Raw genomic sequence first — 14213 nt, forward strand, 5'->3', positions numbered from 1 at the left:
CAGCCAGCTATCAGAAGAGTAGTGCTGACGCCTTGGCCGTCAGACCCGCTCCAGCACCAGCGCAATGCCCTGCCCCACGCCGATGCACATGGTGCACAGCGCGTACTTGCCGCCGGTGGCGTGCAGGCGGTTGACGGCCGTGGTGGCCAGGCGCGCGCCGCTGGCGCCCAGCGGGTGGCCCAGCGCAATGGCGCCGCCCCAGGCGTTGACACGCGCGTCGTCGTCCGCGAGGCCCAGCATGCGCAGCACCGCCAGGCCCTGGGCGGCAAAGGCTTCGTTCAGCTCGATCACGTCGATCTGATCGAGCTTGAGGCCGGTGCGCGCCAGCACTTTTTCGGTCGCCGGCGCCGGGCCGATGCCCATCACGCGCGGGGCCACGCCGGCCACGGCCATGCCCACCACGCGCGCCCTGGGCGTCAGGCCGTACTGGCCCGCCGTGGCCTCGTCGGCCAGCAGCAGCGCGCACGCGCCGTCGTTGACGCCGCTGGCGTTGCCGGCCGTCACGCTGCCATCGGGCCTGACCACGCCCTTGAGCGCGGCCAGCTTCTCCAGCGTGGTGGCGCGCGGGTGCTCGTCGGTGTCGACCACGATGGCATCGCCCTTTTTCTGCGCGATGTGCACGGGGACGATCTCGCGCGCCAGGTGACCGGCGGCAATCGCCGCGGCCGCCTTTTGCTGGCTGGCCAGCGCCATCTTGTCCTGCGCGGCGCGCTCGATCTTGTAATCCACCGCCACGTTCTCGGCGGTTTCGGGCATGGAATCGACGCCGTACTGCGCCTTCATCAGCTTGTTGACGAAGCGCCAGCCGATGGTGGTGTCGTACACCGCATTGGCGCGCGCATAGGCGCTCTCGGCCTTGGGCATGACGAAGGGCGCGCGGCTCATGCTTTCCACGCCGCCGGCGATCATCAGGTGCGTCTCGCCCGCGCGGATGGCGCGCGCGGCGCTGCCCACCGCGTCCAGGCCCGAGCCGCACAGGCGGTTGATGGTGGCGCCCGCCACCTCGATCGGCAGGCCCGCCAGCAAGCTGCTCATGTGCGCCACGTTGCGGTTGTCCTCGCCGGCCTGGTTGGCGCAGCCGTACAGCACGTCGTCCAGCGCCGCCCAGTCCACCTTCGGGTTGCGCTGCATCAGCGCCCGGATGGGCACGGCGCCCAGGTCATCGGTGCGCACGCCGGCCAGGGCGCCGCCGTAGCGGCCGAAGGGGGTGCGGATGGCGTCAACGATGAAGGCCTGGGTCATGGGAAGTCTCCAAATCAAGGGGTTCACGTGTCAATGGCCCAAGATGTTATGCCATGGAACCCGCCGGCGCTGCCCAAGGCCCTGCGTGCTACCCTTCCAGCACCATGTTCGCTCCCACCCAAGAACAAGTGCGCCGGTTTTTTTGCGAGGCCTGGGCCAAGTCGCAAACCGGGCAGCCCATGCAGGCCATCGAGCAGCTGGCCGCCGGCTGGGTGGCCGAGCACCCCGAGTGGCATGCCGAGCTGGCCGACGCCGACGCGGCGGTGGCGCGCGACTATGGGGCCGGCGCAGTGGGTGGCAACCCGTTTTTGCACCTGTCGATGCACCTGTCGATCAGCGAGCAGTGCAGCATCGACCAGCCCGCCGGCATCCGCCAGGCGGTGGAGCTGCTGGCCGCGCGCCGGGGCGACCTGCACGCCGCGCACCACGAGGTGATGGAGTGCCTGGGCCAGATGCTGGCCGATGCGCAAGCGCGGCGCGGCGAGCCCGACGGCGCGGCCTATCTGGAGTGCGTGCGGCGGCACGCCACGCGGGCCTGAACGCTATATCTTAGATAGCTGATTGCGCTTTCTGCGCGCGGGTCATGGCCCGATTTGACTTGAAAATCGAACGGGCAACAAAAAACCCGCCGGCGGCGGGTTTTTGTTGACGGCGCGGCGCCTCGATCAGCGGAAACGCCCCTGCGGCACGGTGCGGATCTCGCCCGGCAGCGAGCCGATGTAGTAGGAGATCGCCTTGAGCTCGGCGTTGGAGAACTGCTTGGCCATGCCGGCCATGACCGGGTTGCCGCGGCCCCAGGTGGTGTGGGTGTCGTCCTTGTAGGCCTTGAGCGCGGCAAACAGGTAGTCCGGATACTGGCCGGCGATCTTGGGGTAGCTGGGGTCGATCGGCTTGCTGAAGTTGTCACCGTGGCAGGACACGCAGGCGCCCTTTTGCAGCAGCGCGGCCACGTCGGCCTTGGCCGCGGGCGGGGTGGCTGCCAGCTCGGGCGCGCCCTTGATATCGCCCAGCGCGGTGTAGTAGGCAGCCACGTCGGCAATGTCCTGCTCGGTCAGCGAGCCGGCGATGCCGCGCATGCTGGGGTGCTTGCGCGTGCCTTTCTTGTATTCGCCCAGCACCGTCTCGATGTACTTGGGGTTCTGGCCGGCGATCTTGGGGACGCGATAGACCTCGGGAAAGTTGGTCTTGTAGTCCATGATGCCGTGGCAGCCGATGCACATGGCGACCTTGCCTGCGCCCGCCTCGACGTTGCCCGTCACCTGGGCCTGGGCAGACGTGGCCAGGCCGACGGCGAGGCCGATTGCAGCGAACATCGGGGACAGGGTCAGTTTCATTTTGCGCGCACAATCCAAGGTTGTTTGATCCAGATCAGCGGCCGATTGTAATCAAGCGCCGCGGCGCTTCGAAACATCACTTTCCCTAGTCCATCTCCGGTCCATTCGCCCCACCCGACATGAAATTCCAAGGCACCGATACCTACGTCGCCACGCAAGACCTGATGCTGGCGGTCAATGCATCCATCACCCTCAAGCGCCCGCTGCTGGTCAAGGGCGAGCCGGGCACCGGCAAGACCATGCTGGCCGAGGAAGTCGCCGACGCGCTGAAGCTGCCGCTGCTGCAATGGCACATCAAGAGCACCACCAAGGCGCAGCAGGGCCTGTACGAGTACGACGCGGTGAGCCGCCTGCGCGACAGCCAGCTGGGCGATGACCGCGTCAAGGACATCCACAACTACATCGTCAAGGGCGTGCTGTGGCAGGCCTTCACCGCCGACGAGCCGGTGGCCCTCTTGATCGACGAGATCGACAAGGCCGACATCGAGTTTCCCAACGACCTGCTGCGCGAGCTGGACCGCATGGAGTTTCACTGCTACGAGACGCGCGAGACCATCCGCGCCAAGCACCGCCCCGTCGTCTTCATCACCTCCAACAACGAGAAGGAGCTGCCCGACGCCTTCTTGCGCCGCTGCTTTTTTCACTACATCAAGTTCCCCGAGCCGGAGACGATGAAGCAGATCGTCGACGTGCACTTTCCTGATCTGAAAAAAGATTTGCTCAGCGCCGCGATGAAGGTGTTCTTCGACGTGCGCGGCCTGCCCGGCCTGAAGAAAAAGCCCTCCACCAGCGAGCTGCTGGACTGGCTGAAGCTGCTGGTGGCCGAGGACATCCCGGCCGAAGCCCTGCACAGCAAGGACGACAAGGTGGCCGTGCCGCCGCTGGTGGGCGCGCTGCTGAAAAACGAGCAGGACACGAGCCTGTTTGAAAAACTCGTGTTCATGAATCAGCGCAACAGATGACCACCCCCAGGCTCCACTCGCTGCGCGATGTTGCGCCTCCCCCCTGCGAGGGGGCGCACCCATTGATCGGGGAAACCCCGACCAAGGGTGCCTTGGCATGGCCTGCTCCGCGGCCTTTTGGCCCTTGGGATGCCGAGGCCACCGATCCGCAGGCCACGTGATTGAACTTGGAAGACCCATGCCTCCTCTGCTGGCCAAGGCACTGACCGACGCCGTCGGCTTTGTCGGCGGCGCGCTGGCGGGCTACTGGCTGGCGCGCATGGCCGGCATCGACGCGCTGCGCGATCTGCAAAGCAACGCCAGCGTGCTGGCCATCGCGGCCATCGGCCTGTGCGGCGGCATCGGCCTGGGTGCGGCGCGCCGCTGGAATGAACACACTGGCAAACACAGCTCGGAGTAAGCATGGCCTTCGTCCAACCCGTCATCCTGCGCGACCGCGGCATCCGTCTGGAACCCTTGACGCTCGACCACGAAGCCGGCCTGCGCACCGCTGCCGCTGACGGCCAGTTGTGGACGATTCGCGTCACCGGCGTGCCCGAGCCCGAGCAGACCCGCGCCTACATCGAAACCGCCCTGCAGATGCGCGAGCAAGGCAGCCGCTTTGCCTTTGCCGTCATCGACGAGGCCGGCGAGCGCGTGCTGGGCTCCACCAGCTTTCACGACATCATGCCCGCCGTGCAGCGGGTGGAAATCGGCTACACGTGGTATGCGCAAAGCGTGCAGCGCAGCCACGTCAACACCACGTGCAAGCTGCTGATGATGAGCCATGCCTTCGACACCCTGGGCTGCGCCGTGGTCGGCTGGCGCACCGACAACTACAACTTTGCCAGCCAGCGCGCCATCGAGCGCCTGGGCGCCAAAAAGGACGGCGTGATCCGCCACCACCAGCTGCGCCGCGACGGCACCGTGCGCGACACGGTGATCTACAGCATGACGGCCGGCGAGTGGCCCGAGGCCAAGGCGCAACTGCTGTATTTGCTTGAGCGCCACAATGGCGTTTGACGCCAACTTTCTGAGGAGCAACGCATGAGCGCCATCCCTGCCGAAATTGAAAACCTCACGCCGGCGGAAAAGCTGGACTTGGTTGAAAACTTGTGGGACGACATCGCCCGAACGAGCGCCAACGTTCCTGTCACGGAAGAAATCATGGCCGAAGTGTTGCGTCGTCAGGCGTGGCGCCAACGCAACCCGGGTCGCGGCAAAACGCTTGAAGAAATCATTGATACGCTGGGCGTGCGGCTGTGACCTATGAGGTGGAACTTGACCCCGGCGCCGAGCGCGATCTGATCGATGCCTTTGACTGGTACGAGCAGCAGTCCGATGGCCTGGGCACGGAGTTTTTGCGACAGGTGACTGTGCAGCGCGACAGATTGGCGCGCAACCCGCTGATCCACGCGACCGATTACGCCAACATTCGCCGCGCCTTTGTGGGACGCTTTCCTTACGCGCTTCATTTCGAGATTGAAGAGCGCACTGTGCGCATTCTGGCCTGCCTGCACTTTCGCCAGTCGCCCACCCGCTGGCCCGGAGCCTGACATCATGCTGATCGACTTCTTCTACACCCTGCGCGCCGCCAAGCTGCCGGTCTCGGTCAAGGAATTCCTGACCCTGCTCGAAGCCCTGCAGGCCGACGTGGTGGGCCCGCGCCAGCCCGAGGCCTGCACCATCGACGATTTTTATTACCTGGCCCGCACCGCGCTGGTCAAGGACGAGAAGCATTTCGACAAGTTCGACCGCGCCTTTGCCGCCTACTTCAAGGGCGTGGAGATGCTGACCGACTTCACCAAGGAAATTCCGGCCGACTGGCTGCGCCAAGTCCTTGAAAAGGAACTCACGCCCGAGGAAAAAGCCGCCATCGAGAAGATGGGCTGGGACGAGCTGATGGAGACGCTCAAGAAGCGCCTGGAAGAGCAGAAGGAGCGCCACGAAGGCGGCAGCAAGTGGATCGGCACGGGCGGCACCAGCCCCTTCGGCCACGGCGGCTACAACCCGCAGGGCGTGCGCATTGGCGGGCAGGGCAAGAACAAGAGCGCCGTCAAGGTGTGGGAAAAGCGCGCCTACCGCGACTACGACGACAGCCAGGAGCTGGGCACGCGCAACATCAAGGTGGCGCTGCGGCGCCTGCGCAAGTTTGCGCGCGAGGGCAACGAGCTGGAGCTGGACTTGCCCGACACCATTCGCAGCACCGCCGCCAACGCCGGCTGGCTGGACATCCGCATGGTGCCCGAGCGCCACAACAACGTGAAGGTGCTGCTGCTGATGGACGTGGGCGGCACCATGGACGAGCACATCCAGCGCGTGGAAGAGCTGTTCTCGGCCGCCAAGGCCGAGATGAAGCACCTGGAGTTCTACTACTTCCACAACTGCGTGTACGACTTCATGTGGAAGAACAACCGCCGCCGCTTTGCCGAGAAATTCCCCACCTGGGACATCATCCGCAAGTACAACAAGGACTACAAGCTGATCTTCGTGGGCGACGCGACCATGAGCCCCTACGAAATCCTGCAGCCCGGTGGCAGCGTCGAGTACAACAACGAGGAACCGGGCGCCGAATGGCTGCAACGCCTGACGCACGCCTTTCCCAAGTTCGTGTGGATCAACCCCGAGCCGCAGGGCGTGTGGCAATACCGCCAGAGCATCGCCATCGTGCAGCAGCTGATGGGCCAGCGCATGTTCCCGCTCACGCTCAAGGGGCTGGAGGACGCGATGCGGATGCTATCCAAATAATAGTTTCCCGCGCCCAATGGGCGGGCGCTGGCGGCGTATTTGTTCTGCAAACGCCCCGGGCGGCGCAGCCCCTCAGCTGACGCGGCAAGCCGCGTTGCCGGCGTTCGGCAGCGCCACGAACGAGATGCTGTGCGCCGCCAGCGTGGTGGCGGCGCCCGCCAGCGGCTGGCTGGGCGTGGCCGGCAGTTGTCCGTCGGCGCCCAGCGCCAGCGGCTGGCCGTTGAGCAGCACGCTGCGGCTGCGCAGCGTGGGTGCGCTCAGCTGCCACAGCTGCGCGTCCGGCGCGCCCGCCCACTGCAGCGCCACCGCCTGCGCACTGTTGTTGATGGCCAGCAGCGCCACGCCGCCGGGCGTGCCCTTCAGGCAGTGCGCATAGACGTGGCGCCCCTCGGCGATGGGCACGCCGGTGTCCAGCACGCGCGTGCCCATCAGCCGCGCCCACAGCAGCGCGCCCCAGTAGCTGGGCTTGGGCGTGAGGTCGTTTTCATCCAGCAGGCTGTAGTCGCTGGCGACCAGGGTGTTGTGCAGTACCACCTTCACGTCCTGCCGCGCCAGGCGGCCGAGCTGGTCGAGGTAGCGGAAGGTGTCGATGAACTCGCCCGCCCAGGGGTTGCCGCCGCAGGCGGACTCGCCGGTCTCGGTGTTCCAGAACGGCTTGCCGGGCAGGCGGCGCTCGCGCACCGCACGATAGAAGGCCAGCGTCTGGTCGGTACGGGCCAGCCAGTCTTCGCCCAGCGCGCGCTCGACCGTGGTCTGGTGGCCTTGCGCCGCGCAGCGCTGCGACACGGCGCCGTAGTGGTGGTAGGAAAAGGCGTCGGCCTGGCCCCGCATGCCGGCGGCCAGCGCATCGGCCGGCAGGACGCCCATGTCGGCGCTGTAGCCGCCTTGCGCCACGCCCCAGTCGCCCGTGCTCTCGCCGACGGAGCCGGGGCCCAAAATCTTCGCGCCGGGCAGCTGCGCCCCCATGAAGGCGCGAAACACCCCGAAATCGCGCTCGAAGTCGGCCGCGCCATAGCCCTTGGGCGCGCCGCCCATGGTGGCCAGCGTGGGCTCGTTCATGTATTCGACGGCCGCGATGTCGCCGCCGATGGCGCGGTTGAAGGCCAGCCAGCGCACCGCCTGATCGGGCAGCCAGCGGCCCTGGGCGTCGCGCGTGCCGATGCCGGTGGGCATGGAGGTGACGATGGGCGCGCCCACCGCGTTCGAGAAATCGACCACGCCGCGCCACTGGGCGCGCGTGAGCACGCCGCCGTAGCCCGCCGGCGGCTTGGTCGGCGGGGTGTCGGTGTCGGCAAAGAAGACGTTGTTGGCCCAGGTGCCGCTCACGCGCACGTAGGCCGGCGCCAGCGCGCTGGCCAGCATGCGCAGGCGCGGGTTGGCCAGATCGATCGGCGCGCGGTAGGCGTACAGCGACGCGGCCATGCCGGCGGGCACGTCGGCCGCCACCGGGCCCTTGGCGGCGGGCGCGCCATAGGGCCGCCAGAAATTGCCGCCCGTGACTTCGAGCATCTCGACGTTGTAGGACTGGTAGCGCGCATCGACCTCGCCCACGCGCGGCATGGCGGCGGGATCGAGCCGGACGGAACTGGACATGGTGCTGGCTCCAAGGGCGCAGCCGCCAGCGACCAGCGCAGCGGCAAGCGCAAGCACGGCCGGACGCGGCAAGGACATGAAAGGCATGGACGACTCCTGACAATGGCCGGGGCGGGCGCGATGCGCACCGCACGCACAGCGCTTATAGCATCGGACGCGGCCGCGCGCGCTGATGCCAAGGCCATGCGGCGGCGCTGACCGGCAGTCGCGGCCTTGTCCGACAAGGCTGCCGAATAGACTTGGGCCATGCCATGTGCAAACCCTGCAAGAGCCCTGCGCACCCGCGCCGCCAGGCTGGCCGCCGTGCTGGCCGCGGTGCTGGCGCTGGGTGCCTGCGCGGCCGGGCCGGGCGCGAGCGATGCCGCCGGCGACGCCGAAGCGGCGCCGACACCCTCCGCCACCGGCGTGGTGGGCGAGGCCGCCGCGCCCAACGCCTTCGACATCCGCATCGAATGTGCGGACGAGGATCTGCGCGCGCTCGTCGAGCGCTTCAACACCTTGCAGCGCTACCGCGCCGTGCGCGACCTGGAAGACGGCGAGCTGGCGCGCCTGATGGTGCTGGCCGAGCGCGACGTGCGCGACCTGCTGGGCACCGAGGGCTACTTCAGCCCCACCGTGCAGGTGCGCCGCGAGGGTGCGGCCGACGCCCGCCCCACGGTGGTGATCGCCATCGAGCCCGGCGAGCCCACCACGGTCGCCCACGTGGACATCGGCTTTGCCGGCGACATCGCCCAGTCCGCCGACGCCGGCGCGCGCCGCCAGCGCGAGGCGATCGAGGACGGCTGGACGCTGAAAGCCGGCCGCCGCTTCACGCAGCAGCGCTGGTCCGACGCCAAGACCGAGGCGCTGCGCCAGCTCGTGGCCCGGCGCTACCCGCGTGGGCGCATCGAGGACAGCCGCGCCGACATCGACGCCGCGCAGGCCCGCGCGCGCCTGGGCGTGCAGCTCGACTCGGGGCCGCTGTTTCGCCTGGGGCCATCCATCGTCAAGGGCGCCGAGCGCTACCCGCCCTGGCTGGCCGAGCGCCTGTCCTGGCTGAAGCCCGGCAACGTGTACGACCAGAAAGAGCTGGTCGACGCCCAGCAGCGGCTGACCGGCAGCGGCTACTACGACGCGGCCTACATCAGCATCGACCCCGAAGGCGACCCGGCCGCCGCGCCCGTCACCTACACCGTGACCGAGGCCAAGCGGCACAAGCTGCAACTGGGCGTGGGCTACAGCACCGACAGCGGCCCCCGCCTGACGCTGGAGCACCGCGACAACACGGCCTTCGGCAGCTCCTGGCGCGCCGACACCAAGCTCAACCTGGACCGCAAGCAGCCGCTGCTGCAGGCCGAGCTGACCTCGCTGCCCGACGCCGACGGCTGGCGCCGGGCGGGCCTGGCGCGCACCATGCGGCAGGACGACGGCGTGCTGGCCACGCTGTCGCAAACCGTGCGCGCTGGCGTGCTCAAGACCGAGAAGGACTACGACCGCAACATCTACGTGCAGTACGAGCACGCCAACGTCACCGGCTCGGGCACGCAGGCCGTGCCCGACGCGCTGCTGGGCGACGGCGCCGCCGTCAGCGTCAACTACGCCTGGACGGGACGCTACTTCGACAACCTGCAACTGCCGCGGAGCGGCCACGGCCTGGGCCTGGACCTCGGCCTGGGGCTGACCACCATCGGCCCGCGCAAGCCCTTTGCACGCATCGAGGGGCGCTGGCTCGGCTTCGTGCCGCTGGGCGGTGGCGCCAGCCGCCTGCAACTGCGCGCCAACGCCGGTGCGGTGCTGGCCAGTGACGCGGCGCGCCTGCCTGCCACCAACCTGTTTCGCACCGGCGGCGACGCCACGGTGCGCGGCTACAGCTATCGCAGCATTGGCGTGCCGGTGGGCGGCGGCCTGGTGGCGCCCGGCCGCTACCAGGCGGTGGGCAGCGTCGAATGGCAGCGCCCCATCCTGCAGGAGCGCTATCCCGGCCTGCTGGAGCAGCTCCTGTTCATCGACGTCGGCAGCGTGGCCAACCGCGTGGGCAACCTGCGCGCGCACTGGGGCGTGGGCACCGGCGTTCGGCTGATCACCCCGGTGGGGCCGATGGAGCTGGCCATCGCCTATGGCCTGCAATCGCACCAGGTGCGGCTGCACATGAGCGTGGGGTTCAGCTTCTGATGGCCGCCGGTCCGCATCGCCCGGATGCTCCCGATTCAATAGCTGGCGAGGCAAGTCTGGTGCCGGCATCCGGTCATCATCATCAAACACCGCCTGCGCCCCGGCCGCGGCGACGCGTGGCGCGCTGGCTGGCCGCGGCGCTGCTCGGCGTGCTGGTGCTGCTGCTGGCGGCCATGGGCACGCTGTGGTGGTGGGCCGGCACCGACGGCTCGCTGGCCACCGCGCTGCGTTGGGCCGGCGCCCACCTGCCGCTGCGCGCCGAGGCGGCCACCGGCTCACTGCGCGCGGGCGGCGCCGTGCAGCGCCTGGTCTGGAGCCAGAACGGCCTGCACGTCGAGGTGGACGACGCCGAGCTGCGCTGGGCACCCACCGCCCTGCTGCAGCGCACGCTGCGCATCGAGCGCCTGGCCGCGCGCCGCATCCTGATCGACGACCGCAGCCCCGCCGGCGCCCCTTCGGCCGGCCCGCCTGCGTCGCTGGCGCTGCCGCTGCGCGTGCGCGTCGATGCGCTGGACCTGGGCGAGCTGCAATGGGCCGGACCGCCCGCGTATGCCGTGCAGGACCTGGCCGCGCGCTACGACTACGACGGCGCGCGCCACCGGCTCGAGCTGGAGCACGCGCGCTTTCAGGACGGCCGCTGGCACGCCCGCGCCACGCTGGGCGACGAGGCGCCCATCCAGCTCGATCTGGCCCTGGCCGGCGCGCTGGCGCCCCCGCTGCCGGACGCCGAGGCGACGCTGCCGCTGACGCTGCAGGCCACGCTGCGCGGCCCCCTGGCGGATCTGCGCGCGCAGGCCGACGTGCAGGCTGAACCGCCGCCCGCCACACAGCCCGACGCGCAGGCGGCGCCCGCCGCTGCAGCCGCATCGGCCCCTGCGCTGCCGCCGCTGCCGGATGCCACAGCCCCGCCGCCGACCGATGCGGGCAAGGACACCGACGACGCGCCGCGCGCCCACGCCACCGCCCGCATCACCCCCTGGGCGCCGCAGCCGCTGCCCGAGGCCCACGCCACGCTGCAATCGATCGATCTGGGCGCACTGTGGCGCAGCGCGCCGCGCACGCAGCTGGGCGGGCGCGTGGACCTGGCGCCGCTGCCCGCGGCCGATGCCGCCGCCGGCGCCGGCTGGGTGGTGACGGCCGATCTGGCCAACACCGCCGCCGGCCCCTGGGACCGCCAGCGCCTGCCGATGGACGCCCTGCAGGCCGACCTGAGCTGGCAGGGCGACACCGCCACCGTGCGCACGCTGCACGCGCAACTGGGCGGCGGCACGCTGCAGGCCAGCGGGCGCTGGCAGCGCGCGCCGGCCGGTGCCAGCGCCGCCGCGCCGCCGCCCTGGCAGATCGACGCGCAGCTCGCCGACGTCGACCCGGCGCGCCTGCACACGCAACTGGCCGCGCTGCCCATTGATGGTCAAGCCACGGTGCAGGGCGCCGGCGAGGCCATCGACTTCGACGCCACGCTGCAAGCGCGCGCGGGCGCCCGCAACGCGGCCCCGCAAGCCAAGGGCGCGCCTGCGCGCGCGCTGCCTGGACTGCGCGCGCTGCGTCTGCAGGACCTGCGTGCACGCGGCCGCTGGGCCGACGACGTGCTGACGCTGGAGCAGTTGCGCATCCGCACCGACGACGCGCAACTGGCCGGCAGCGCCACGCTGCAGGGCCTTGGCACGGCCACGCCCGGCGGGCGCGCCGACATCACGGCCAGCGCGCCGGGCCTGGGCGCCACCGTGCAAGGCGAGCTCCACGCCACGCGCGGCGCCGGCACGGCGCAAGTCAAGCTGACCGACGCCGCGCGCACCCTGGCCTGGCTGCGCCGTTGGCCCGGCGTGGCCGATGCGCTGGCCGACGCCGACGCGCGCGGCAGCGCCACGCTGCAAGCGCGCTGGCAAGGCGGCTGGCAAAACCCCGAACTGCACGCGAGCCTGACGGCGCCGCGCCTGTCGGTCACAACCGCCACCGACGCGCCGCCGATCGAGGCGCGCCAGCTCAAGCTCGGCGTGGACGGCACGCTGGCGCAGGCCCGCATCGACGCCCAGGGGCAACTGACCCAGGGCGCGCGCCAGCTCGATCTGCAACTGGCGCTCGAAGGCGGGCGCAGCAGCCCCAAGGCCGCGCTGGCCGATTCGTCCTGGCGCGCCACCGTGCAGCGCCTGCAGGCGCGCGTGCGCGATCCGGCGCTGGGTGCGGGCACCTGGCTACTGGCCAGCCGCAACGCCGTGACCGTGAGCGCATCGCCCGCGCAAGGCGGCCAGGTCGATGTCGGCGCGGGCGAACTGATCGTCACTTCGCCGGCGCCCAGCGCGCAAGCCACGCTGGCCTGGGGTCCGGCGCGCTGGCACGGCGGCGAGCTGAGCACCACCGGCCGCCTCACGGGCCTGCCGCTGCAATGGGTCGAGCGCGTCGCCGGCTCCCAGATGCGGGACGCCGGCCTGGACGGCAACGTGGTCTTCAACGGCAGCTGGGACGCCGCACTGGGCCGCACGCTGCGGGTGCAGGCCGAGCTGGCGCGCGCCAGCGGCGACCTCAGCCTGCACGCCACCGACCCCGACACCGGCGTGCAGACCCAGGTGGGCGCCGGCCTGCGCCAGGCGCGGCTGACGCTGACCAGCGACGGCCATGCGCTGGAGCTGAAGCTGGCCTGGGACAGCGCGCGCGCCGGCCGCATCGACGCGCACCTGCGCACCGAGCTGGCCGCCACCCCCGACGCCGCCGGCCGCACCCGCTGGGCCTGGCCCGAGAGCGCGCCGCTGCAGGGCGAAGTGCGCGCGCAGTTGCCGCAGATCTCGGTCTGGTCGGTGCTGGCGCCGCCCGGTTGGCGCCTGCGCGGCTCACTGGCGCTGGACGCGCGCGTGGGCGGCACGCGCGCCACGCCGCAGCTCACCGGCACCGCGTCGGCCGACGACCTGGCGCTGCGCTCGGTGGTCGATGGCGTGCAGTTCGAGGACGGGCGCCTGCGCGCGCGGCTGGACGGCACGCGCATCGTGATCGACGAGTTCTCGCTGCACGGCGCCGGCCGGCAAGGCAGCGGCGGGCGGCTGACGGCGCGCGGCGAGGCCGGCTGGATCGACGGGCGCGGCCAGGCGCGGCTGGACGCCACGCTCGAGCAGCTGCGCGCCAGCATCCAGGCCGACCGGCAGATCACCGTGTCCGGCCGCGTGCAGGCCGCGCTGGACGGCCGCGCCCTGCGCGCCGACGGCCGCCTGACGGTGGACCACGCGCTGATCGTGCTGCCCGACGAAAGCCGCCCCGCGCTGGGCGACGACATCGTGGTGCACGGCGCCGGCGGCCGCACGGCCCAGGGCCAGGACGCGCCCGGCGTGCTGGCGCGCCCGCCCGCCGCGACCCGCGCCAAGGACACCGAGCCAAGCCCGCCAGCCGCCGGCACGCCGCCGATGACGGCCCAGGTCGACGTGCAGATCGATCTGGGCCAGGACTTCCGGGTCCGCGGCCGGGGCCTGGACACGCGCCTGACCGGCACGCTGAAACTGGCCGCCAACGGCCCGCTGGAGGGGCTGCCCCAAGTCACCGGCCTGGTGCAGACCGAGGGCGGGCGCTTTCATGCGTACAGCCAGAACCTGGACATCACGCGCGGGCGCATCAACTTCACCGGCACGCCCGACAACCCCACGCTGGACATCATCGCGCTGCGCCCCAACTTCACCAGCGACCAGCAGGCCGGCGTGCAGGTGGCCGGCACCGCCCTGCTGCCGCGCGTGCGCCTGTATTCCGACCCGCCCCTGCCCGACAACCAGACTCTGGCCTGGCTGATGCTGGGCCGCGCCGCGCCCGCCACCGGCGCCGAGGCCGCCATGCTGCAATCGGCCGCGCTGGCCGTGCTGGGCGGGCGCAACGGGCGCGGTCTGGCCTCGCGCTTCGGCCTGGACGAATTGAGCGTGGCCGGCGGCGGCGATGGCGACACCGTCGCCGGCGCCAGCGTGACCCTGGGCAAGCGCCTGTCCGATCGCCTGTACGCCGCCTACGAGCACAGCCTGGCCGGCACCGGCGGCGCGCTGATGATCTTCTACGAGCTCTCGCGCCGCTGGAGCCTGCGCGGGCAGGCGGGCGAGACCTCCGCCGTCGATCTGATCTACAAGCTGTCCTTCGACTGATTTCAGACCAAATCCGCCTCTGGCGCCCACGCACCGTGCGCCGCCAGCTATCAAATGAGGAGTCCGGCCCGTCCCGCCCCGCGCCCGCCCGCCGATAC

General features: G+C 70.6%; 12 protein-coding genes. 9 read left to right on the forward strand and 3 right to left on the reverse strand.

Annotated elements, in window-relative coordinates:
- Positions 1-39: 39 nt before the first annotated feature.
- Positions 40-1242 carry a 3-oxoadipyl-CoA thiolase gene (gene pcaF, locus U1F38_RS12010; RefSeq protein ID WP_409987307.1) on the reverse strand — a complete coding sequence of 401 codons (1203 nt, stop codon included), beginning with the start codon at positions 1240-1242 and terminating at the stop codon, positions 40-42.
- A gap of 104 nt (positions 1243-1346) precedes the next feature.
- On the opposite strand from pcaF, the gene U1F38_RS12015 reads away from it, so the two are divergent.
- Positions 1347-1781, forward strand: a complete 435-nt coding sequence (locus U1F38_RS12015) for a DUF1841 family protein (protein WP_409987308.1) — start codon at positions 1347-1349, stop codon at positions 1779-1781.
- 126 nt (positions 1782-1907) lie between these two features.
- Here the strand turns inward: U1F38_RS12015 and U1F38_RS12020 are convergent, their stop codons facing one another.
- Positions 1908-2576 (reverse strand): c-type cytochrome, encoded by a 669-nt coding sequence (locus tag U1F38_RS12020; RefSeq protein ID WP_409987309.1) that lies wholly within the window; start codon positions 2574-2576, stop codon positions 1908-1910.
- 119 nt (positions 2577-2695) lie between these two features.
- On the opposite strand from U1F38_RS12020, the gene U1F38_RS12025 reads away from it, so the two are divergent.
- From U1F38_RS12025 to U1F38_RS12050, 6 genes are all read left to right on the forward strand, one after another.
- A complete protein-coding gene (locus U1F38_RS12025; RefSeq protein WP_409987310.1) occupies positions 2696-3538 on the forward strand; it encodes an AAA family ATPase in 843 nt (280 codons plus the stop codon).
- 178 nt (positions 3539-3716) lie between these two features.
- Positions 3717-3938 carry a hypothetical protein gene (locus tag U1F38_RS12030; RefSeq protein WP_409987311.1) on the forward strand — a complete coding sequence of 74 codons (222 nt, stop codon included), beginning with the start codon at positions 3717-3719 and terminating at the stop codon, positions 3936-3938.
- 2 nt (positions 3939-3940) lie between these two features.
- Positions 3941-4540 (forward strand): GNAT family N-acetyltransferase, encoded by a 600-nt coding sequence (locus U1F38_RS12035; protein ID WP_409987312.1) that lies wholly within the window; start codon positions 3941-3943, stop codon positions 4538-4540.
- 24 nt (positions 4541-4564) lie between these two features.
- Positions 4565-4783 (forward strand): addiction module protein, encoded by a 219-nt coding sequence (locus tag U1F38_RS12040; RefSeq protein WP_409987313.1) that lies wholly within the window; start codon positions 4565-4567, stop codon positions 4781-4783.
- A complete protein-coding gene (locus U1F38_RS12045) occupies positions 4780-5073 on the forward strand; it encodes a type II toxin-antitoxin system RelE/ParE family toxin (RefSeq protein ID WP_409987314.1) in 294 nt (97 codons plus the stop codon). The genes U1F38_RS12040 and U1F38_RS12045 overlap by 4 nt, the downstream gene beginning before the upstream one ends.
- 4 nt (positions 5074-5077) lie before the next feature.
- Complete coding sequence (locus tag U1F38_RS12050) at positions 5078-6265, forward strand: vWA domain-containing protein (RefSeq protein ID WP_409987315.1); 1188 nt, start codon at positions 5078-5080, stop codon at positions 6263-6265.
- 72 nt (positions 6266-6337) lie between these two features.
- Here U1F38_RS12050 and U1F38_RS12055 read toward each other — a convergent pair whose 3' ends face one another.
- Positions 6338-7858, reverse strand: coding sequence for a hypothetical protein (locus tag U1F38_RS12055; RefSeq protein WP_409987316.1), 1521 nt, complete (start codon positions 7856-7858; stop codon positions 6338-6340).
- Positions 7859-8104: 246 nt separating this feature from the next.
- On the opposite strand from U1F38_RS12055, the gene U1F38_RS12060 reads away from it, so the two are divergent.
- Together U1F38_RS12060 and U1F38_RS12065 are read left to right on the forward strand one after the other, a co-directional pair.
- Positions 8105-10009 carry an autotransporter assembly complex protein TamA gene (locus tag U1F38_RS12060; RefSeq protein ID WP_409987317.1) on the forward strand — a complete coding sequence of 635 codons (1905 nt, stop codon included), beginning with the start codon at positions 8105-8107 and terminating at the stop codon, positions 10007-10009.
- Between the two features lie 116 nt (positions 10010-10125).
- Positions 10126-14115 (forward strand): translocation/assembly module TamB domain-containing protein, encoded by a 3990-nt coding sequence (locus U1F38_RS12065; protein WP_409987318.1) that lies wholly within the window; start codon positions 10126-10128, stop codon positions 14113-14115.
- Positions 14116-14213 lie beyond the last annotated feature (98 nt).

The sequence above is a fragment of the Ottowia sp. genome (assembly GCF_046348305.1).
Taxonomy (GTDB): Bacteria; Pseudomonadota; Gammaproteobacteria; order Burkholderiales; family Burkholderiaceae_C; genus Ottowia.